The organism is Streptomyces spongiae (genome assembly GCF_009377185.1).
Classification (GTDB): Bacteria; Actinomycetota; Actinomycetes; order Streptomycetales; family Streptomycetaceae; genus Streptomyces; species Streptomyces spongiae.
Genome location: NZ_VJZC01000637.1, coordinates 1 through 5,516, shown reverse-complemented (window position 1 = coordinate 5,516; position 5,516 = coordinate 1). Strand labels below are relative to the sequence as shown.

Here is a 5,516-nt window from a genome sequence, read left to right as displayed (position 1 = left end):
CCACCACCCCCGGCGAGACACGGACGGTGGCACACACCCCCGGCGGTATCCCCGTGCTTCCGCTGGCCCTGTCCGGCACGAACGGCGCCGTCGGTGCGGTCGGTGCCGTCGCTCTAATAGGCGGTGGCCCGGTCGCCCTGGCGGTGGCCGCGGGTGGCGCCGCCGTGGTCGGCGTGTCCGCCGCCGTCTCCAGCCGTCGGCGTTCCGCCCGCGAGCGACGCGCCGGTACCTCCACGCGTGGCCAGCGCGGCGCACGCCGCGGGTCCTCCCGGTCTGGCATGTCCGGCAGTACCGCGGCCGGCGGGCGAGGGCGGTCCAAGGGCCTGAAGTCCCGTACCGGTGCCGGTCGTTCGAGCGGAGCGTTCGGCACCTCGTCGGGGATGCGGGGTGCGGGCAAGCACCGTTCCCGCCCCACCGGCGCCGCCGCCCGGTCGACGGGTGGGCGTTCCACCGGACCACGTTCGAGCGTGGGACGTCTCGGGCAGGTGCGGGCGCTGCGTGCGGGCAACCGGGCACAGACGTCGACCCGTTCCGCCGCCCGACAGCAGGCCACCGCCAACCGGCGTGGGGTGGCGGACGCCCGCCGCGATGCCCGCGCCGCCAATCGAGCGGCCAAGACACCCGGTCAAGGGCGCGCCCGCCGCGTGCTGGGCTGGACTGCGGGCAAGACCGCCTCGGGCATCCGGGGTCTGCTCAACAAGGCCCGTACCGCCCGCGACGGTGCGACCGGCCGGCAGGTCGACGCCAAGCGCGCCGCGGTCCGTAAGGCGCCCGCCCGCCGCAAGGCCCGGCGGGGCCTGCTGAAGTCCGCGGCCCGCTTCCAGGGCCGCCGTCTCCTCGCCGCGCTCACCAGCGGGGCAGTGGGGGTGCTGGGCTGCCTGACCACCCCGCTCGGCCGGAAGTTGGGCTGGCGGTGGCTGATGCACCCCGGACGCCGCCTGTACCGGCGCCTCATGGAGTCCGCCCGCGAGCAGCGCGCGGCCCGTGACGAGCAGATCCGCTTGGAGCAGGAGCGCGAGGAAGCCGCGGCCGACGCTGCGGCGCAGGACCTGAACGAGATCAAGGACCGGGTGGAGCGTCCCGCCCGTCTCATCCCCCAACACGCTGGTCAGGAGGCCATTCACGTGTCTGGTTTCAAGTTCGAAGAGGCCGCGGCCGACATGGAGAACGCCGCCCGCTCCTACGAGCCGGACGGGAACATGGAAGTCCTCACGATGATCGACAACCTTCCCCTGGCTCTCCAGTGCGTCGCCAACACCTTCCGCATCCTGGCCGAACGCTCCGACGAAGAGTTCGCCTTCGAGAAGGACGTCGCCAACGGGTTCGACGACATCCACCGCACCCTGCTCAACGGCGTCGACGCGGCCGAAACGCTCGTGCCGCTGTTCCGGCAGGTCCACGAGCAGGACATCGCCCGCCACGAGGACCCCCGCAACGGCACCGAGGCCGAGAAGGGCTGGAACGTCTGACCATGGCAACCACCGAGGCCACCATGACCAAGAACAGCAGCAGCAAGCAGCAGGCGGAGGCCGTGAGTGGTCCGGTGTGGGACTGGGCGGCCGGTCACGGACCCGTGACCGGCGCCCTGTCCGCCACCACCGGCGCGTTCGCCGTCGCCACCACCGGCACCGCCGCCGGCATGCCCCCCGGCTGGGCGCTGGCCGTAGGCGCGGCGGGAGCCATCGGCCACACCGCCGCCGGCATCCGACTGCGCAACGCCGGCCGCACCATCGCCGCCCGCGCCGCTTCCTGGCTGGTCGGTGCCGGGTGGACGACGTGGGCCATGACGAACGGCCCATTGACGTGGGCCGCGCTCGGCTCGCTGGCCACCATCGGTGTCGGCATCGGCGCCGCCACCCGCTCGACGAACCTCTACGAGGAAGCCCGCGAAGAGGAAGCCATCGCGGCCGAACAGCGGCAGATCGCCGAGGCGCTGTCGGCGGAGCGGCGGGAGATCGCCGCGGAGTGGATCGACCGTATCCAGCGTGTGTGCAGCGTCACCGTGCGCGTGCTGGCGGTCGAGAAGTGGGAGGCCGGAACCGGCTTCACCATCGACGCCGAACTGCCCGGTGCCACCACCTACGAACGCATCGCTGGCCACTCCGCGGCCCTGTCGGCGGATGCGCACCTTCCTCACGGCTGCACCGCCACCGCGAACCCCGGTATCCACCAGGGGCGCACCCTGATCGACGTGGCCACGGTCAACGTGCTGGAGACCGAGACCACCTACCCCGCCGACTACGCCCCGCTCTCCCTGCACACCGGCATCCCGTGGGGCTACCGCTCCAACGCCGAACAGATCTTGGCGTACCTGCGGGAGCAGTGCGCGCTGGTCGTCGGCCCGACCGGATCGGGCAAGACGAACATGGTCCACGTGATCCTCGCCGGGTTCGCCCGCGCGGTCGACGTGCTCACCTTCGTGATCGACCTGAACGCCGGATCGGCCGGACTGTCCTGGGTGCTGCCCGCCCTGCAGCACCAGCCGGCCGAGGGCGAGCGCCAGTTGAGGCCCGGTGTCGACTGGCTCGCGGGCACGGTCGACGAGGCACACCTCATGCTCGATGCGGTGCTGCGGATCGGCCACCAGCGCAAGATCTCCTATCAGTCGCTGATGACGCGCGAGGACACCGACCTGTTGCCGATCGGCCCGAAGATCCCACAGATCATGCTGGTCATCGACGAGGGCGCGGAAATCCTGGTCAGCAATGACAAGCCCCTGAAGAAGCTCGCCGCGAAGATCCTGGAAGTGATCCGGATGCTCCGCGCGATGGGCATCCGCACCGTGCTCACGGCGCTCGGCTCCACGGCATCCGTGCTGGGCAACCTCATGATCCGCCGTGAGGCCAAGGTACGCGTGGCGCTCACCGGGGGTGAGAAGGAAGGCATGGACCTGGGCAAGCTGTTCCCGGGAAGCCGCGGGCTGAAGGTGGACCAGGCCCCCTACAAGGGCGCGGGGTTCATGGGCACGCCGGAGTCTCCGGCGGGGCTGTTCAAGTGCTGGCGGATCAAGCCCAGCCAGATCCGCGAAATCGTCGCAACCACCAGCGAACGGCACCCCACCCTCGACACCGTCTCCGCTCAGGCAGCCGGCGAGGACTACGCGCGCCGGTGGTCGCGCGACCGCATCGCCTGGATGCACGACACCGACCGCACCCCCGCCATCCCCGCGGACGGCGACGGCACCGAGGGCGAACCGCGGCAGGGGCTGAACCTGGCCGCGCTGCGCGAGCCGCACCCGGAGCAGGCGGACCGGTCGGACGCGGACCGGCTCGCGGACGCGTTCATGCGCGAGATCGACGAACAGTTCGGCACCACCTCCGAACCCAACCGTTCCACCACGGAACCACGCCCCGAGCGGGAGCGGCCGGAGCGTCCCGGCCTGAACCTGTCCGCCCTCAGGGAGGACAGGTCATCGGCACCCGAGACGGAGCCGGAGCCGGGGGCCGAGGGTGGGCCGGAGTGGCTCACGGACGCGATCGCAGCGATCCACGATGCGGGCGCGGCGGGCATGAAGCCGTCCGCCGTTGCCGATCACGTCGGACGGAGCCGGCAAGCGGTACGCGAGACGCTCAAAGCCGCCGCCGCGCGCGGCGAGTTGGTCTACCGGGACAACGGACCGCACTCGGTCTACGTCCACCCCGACCACGCCTGAACCGCTCACACACGGCTACCGGCTACTGGTTAGTGACAACTTGCCACTAACCAGTAGAACGGCCCCCTACTGGCCACCAGGGGCCGCGAGCAGGCTTTTTCGGCTTGCCAGTAGCCACTAGCCAGTAGCCACTACAACCACACACCGTCACCAACAGGCGCCCGCCCGGACAACCCCCGGCGGGCGCCTGCCATGTCCACCGGAACGGCCGGAAGGGAGCACCACATGCACCACCGCGAACCGCCCGGACACCTCGCCCACCACATCCCCGCCGACGACTGGAACCGCGCACAAGCCACCGGGCAACCGGTCGTCATCGTCGTCAACGACCCCGCTCGTACCGGCATCCCGTGGCGCCCCTTACTGATCCCCTTCGCCATCGCCGGCGCCACCGTCGCGGGCTGCTGGGGACTGGTCGCCGCCCTGTGCGCGCTGTTCGACGCCGCCGCCCACGCCGCCACCGTCATCGCGGGCGCCGCCGGACCCATCGGCATCGGCGGCGGCATCACCTTCAAGCTCGCCCGCTCCAAGCGCTGAACCCAGATAAGGAGCCCCGTGTTCGAGATCCGCGTCATCTGCGCACCCGACGACGCCGACCACATCAGCCAGACCCTGGCCACCGCGTTCGACACCGGACCAGCCCGCCAGTACCCCACCCGCGACGGCAAGCGCATCCGCCTGTACTTCACCGCCGACCACCGATCCACCTCACCCGAAAGCGAGTGACCATGTCGTTCGGAGAGACCCCGATCACCATCATCGGCAACCTGACTGCCGACCCCGAGATCAAGGTTCTCGACTCCGGCCAAGCCTTGGCACGGTTCACCGTCGCCTCCACCCCGCGCACCTTCGACCGCGAGTCGAACCAGTGGAAGGACGGCACGTCCACGTTCTTCCGCTGCGCCGCCTGGCGCGCCCTCGCGGAGCACGTGGCCGACTCCCTGACGAAGGGTTCGCGGGTGGTCCTGTCGGGCCGGATCCGGCAGCACGACTGGAAGACCCCGGAGGGCGAGAACCGCTCGATGCTCGCCGTGGAGGTCGACGAGATCGGCGCGTCCCTGCGCTTCACCACGGTCACGATCAACGGCAACAGGACCGGCAAGCCGGACCCGTCCGCCGACCCGTGGGCCACGAACAGCGCCTCGGAGGGCTCGCAGTACGACGCGAAGCCCCCGTTCTAGCAACGCCCGGGGCGACCGCCCGTCTCGCCAAAGATCTGCGGTCGCCCCGGCCAACCAGTCCACAACAGACCTGTTGGAGGTCTCCAGCATGACGCATGACCCACGATCTGCGCTGCTGCCGGCAGCGCTTCAAGCCGCCGCACGCGGCTGGTCCGTGATCCCGCTCCGGCCCGGCGGCAAGATGCCCGCACTGCACGGTGAAGACGCCTGCCCCCGCGCCGGCGAGTGCGCCGAGGGGCACCTGAAGCCGGAACAACGCGCCACCACCGACCCCACCCGCATCCACGCGGCGTGGGGAGCGCACCCGTTCAACGTCGGCATCGCCACCGGACCGTCCGGCCTGGTCGTCGTCGACCTGGACGCGCCCAAGACAAAGGGCAGTTCGGACGCGCCTGGCGGCGCGACAAACTTCGCTGCGCTCTGCGAGCGCGCCGGAGTCCCCTGGCCCACCACCTACACGGTGCGGACGCGCGGCGGCCAGCACCTGTACTTCACTGCCCCGCCGGGCCCCCGTCTGGCCAACAGCGCGGGCTCGCTCGCGCCGCTGGTCGACACCCGCGCGTGGGGCGGCCACGTCGTCGCCCCCGGCAGCATCATCGACGGCGCCACCTACGAGGTGACCCACCCGGCACCGGTCGCGTCCCTGCCCGACTGGCTGTTGCAGCACCTCACCAGCCCGCCCA

The 5,516-nt window shown here is 71.3% G+C and carries 6 protein-coding genes; all 6 read left to right on the top strand.

Annotated elements, in window-relative coordinates:
- Positions 1–1,469: hypothetical protein (locus tag FNH08_RS52710; RefSeq protein WP_228034731.1), on the top strand; the 1,469-nt coding region annotated here is incomplete at its 5' end.
- A 23-nt stretch (positions 1,470–1,492) separates the two neighbouring features.
- Positions 1,493–3,652, top strand: a complete 2,160-nt coding sequence (locus tag FNH08_RS43470; RefSeq protein WP_152777026.1) for an ATP-binding protein — start codon at positions 1,493–1,495, stop codon at positions 3,650–3,652.
- Between the two features lie 225 nt (positions 3,653–3,877).
- The gene (locus FNH08_RS43465; protein ID WP_152777025.1) at positions 3,878–4,189 is read left to right on the top strand and encodes a hypothetical protein; all 312 of its coding nucleotides are present in this window, start codon (positions 3,878–3,880) and stop codon (positions 4,187–4,189) included.
- Between the two features lie 18 nt (positions 4,190–4,207).
- Complete coding sequence (locus FNH08_RS51275) at positions 4,208–4,378, top strand: hypothetical protein (RefSeq protein ID WP_228034730.1); 171 nt, start codon at positions 4,208–4,210, stop codon at positions 4,376–4,378.
- Positions 4,379–4,380: 2 nt separating this feature from the next.
- Positions 4,381–4,833, top strand: a complete 453-nt coding sequence (gene ssb / locus FNH08_RS43460) for a single-stranded DNA-binding protein (protein WP_152777024.1) — start codon at positions 4,381–4,383, stop codon at positions 4,831–4,833.
- 88 nt (positions 4,834–4,921) lie between these two features.
- Positions 4,922–5,516 (top strand): bifunctional DNA primase/polymerase (locus FNH08_RS43455; protein WP_194238828.1); only part of this gene is annotated, 595 nt, incomplete at its 3' end.

Bases quoted from the DNA above. Each gene is read 5' to 3' on its own strand.
- FNH08_RS43470 (WP_152777026.1), top strand. From the start codon at position 1,493: ATGACCAAGAACAGCAGCAGCAAGCAGCAGGCGGAGGCCGTGAGTGGT.
- ssb (WP_152777024.1), top strand. From the start codon at position 4,381: ATGTCGTTCGGAGAGACCCCGATCACCATCATCGGCAACCTGACTGCC.
- FNH08_RS43465 (WP_152777025.1), top strand. From the start codon at position 3,878: ATGCACCACCGCGAACCGCCCGGACACCTCGCCCACCACATCCCCGCC.